The sequence below is a fragment of the Prosthecodimorpha staleyi genome (assembly GCF_018729455.1).
Classification (GTDB): Bacteria; Pseudomonadota; Alphaproteobacteria; order Rhizobiales; family Ancalomicrobiaceae; genus Prosthecodimorpha; species Prosthecodimorpha staleyi.
In genome coordinates this window covers 1-1,166 of the sequence record NZ_JAHHZF010000040.1, presented here as the reverse complement: position 1 = coordinate 1,166, position 1,166 = coordinate 1, and the positions used below count along the sequence as shown (strand labels likewise).

The window sequence follows — 1,166 nt, the reverse complement described above, 5'->3', positions numbered from 1 at the left end:
GGCGATCTCCTCGACCGCGCTCCGGCGGCCGAGACCGATCCTTCCTACACGGACGAAATCCCCGTCGAGCCGCCGCGGACCTGGGTCAATTCCCGGACCGGCGAGATGACCACCGTCCCGGCCGGGATCGATCCCGGCTGGCAGACCAATCCGGGCCGGCTCCGGCAGCGGGCGCGCGTGCTCGCCGAACATCTCGACGATGCCCTGGAGGCGGCAGACCCGGACCTGGCGCGGGTCGCGGTGCGCGACGTGATGGCCGGCCCCGCCTGGCGCGAGCATCACGCCGCCGCGGTCCGTCTCGCCGCCTCCCGGCAGCAATTCGTGCAACAGGCCGAGGCCCAGGGCCTCCCGAAGGCTCAGATCGACAGCCACCGCAATACCGTCCTCAGATGGCCGGAAGTCCCGATGCCGGTCGGCGTCATGCCTGCGGAGATCGCAGCAACCCGCCCGGCGGCAAAAACCGTCGTGGTAGCAGCGGACTGGTCGGTCGGGCATTCTGTCGGAAAGCATCCGACCGCGGCGGGCGATTGGGCCGGCATCCAGGAGATGCTCGATCGCGGCGAGGTTCAACAGGAAGCCAGCACCGGGCACCTGTCCATCTTCCTCCGCCGGGCCGGCGTGGAATGGGCGTTGTTCCTGCGAGCGCTTCCGGACCACTGGCTTGTCACGACCCTGTTCCAGCCCAAGCCGAGTTACCGCGCCAACAAGCTGGCGCGGCCGGGGCAGATCAAGGTGAGAGAAGAAGATGCGGGTGGAGGGCCGTAACCCCCTCCCACGAGCAAACGTGTCCTACGGACGCCGAGGCGTGTGCTTCACCCGCCCGCTCAATATGAGTCCCGTCGGGCGGAAAATCAACGTGGGCGATCAGGCGGCCGCCGGCGTCCGTGTCGCCTCCGCCGCCCCGACGGTGCGCCCAACCCGTCCGGGCGCCTCCCAGGGGCTTCAAAACCCCTTTAACGGCGGCGATGAAGGGCAAGCGATTGCGGCGCCGCTGCCGCCCGTGACCGACCGTACGGTGCGTGGTAGCGTGCCGGGGCGTCGAGGGGCTTCCACGGGCTTTTAATCGGCTTTTAGCGCCCGGTTGTCGGTGCCGCGTGGGCTGACGGATGTCAGCCTCGATCCGGGTCCGGCCCGGCGCCAGTGTCGCCCCATGACGACGCGCCCCG

General features: G+C 69.8%; 1 protein-coding gene. It reads left to right on the top strand.

All coding sequences use genetic code 11. The features are described 5' to 3' along the window. Positions 1-105 precede the first annotated feature (105 nt). Positions 106-765: a hypothetical protein gene (locus KL771_RS28230; RefSeq protein ID WP_261971832.1), complete on the top strand. Its 660-nt coding sequence runs from the start codon at positions 106-108 to the stop codon at positions 763-765. The last annotated feature ends 401 nt before the right edge of the window (positions 766-1,166 follow it).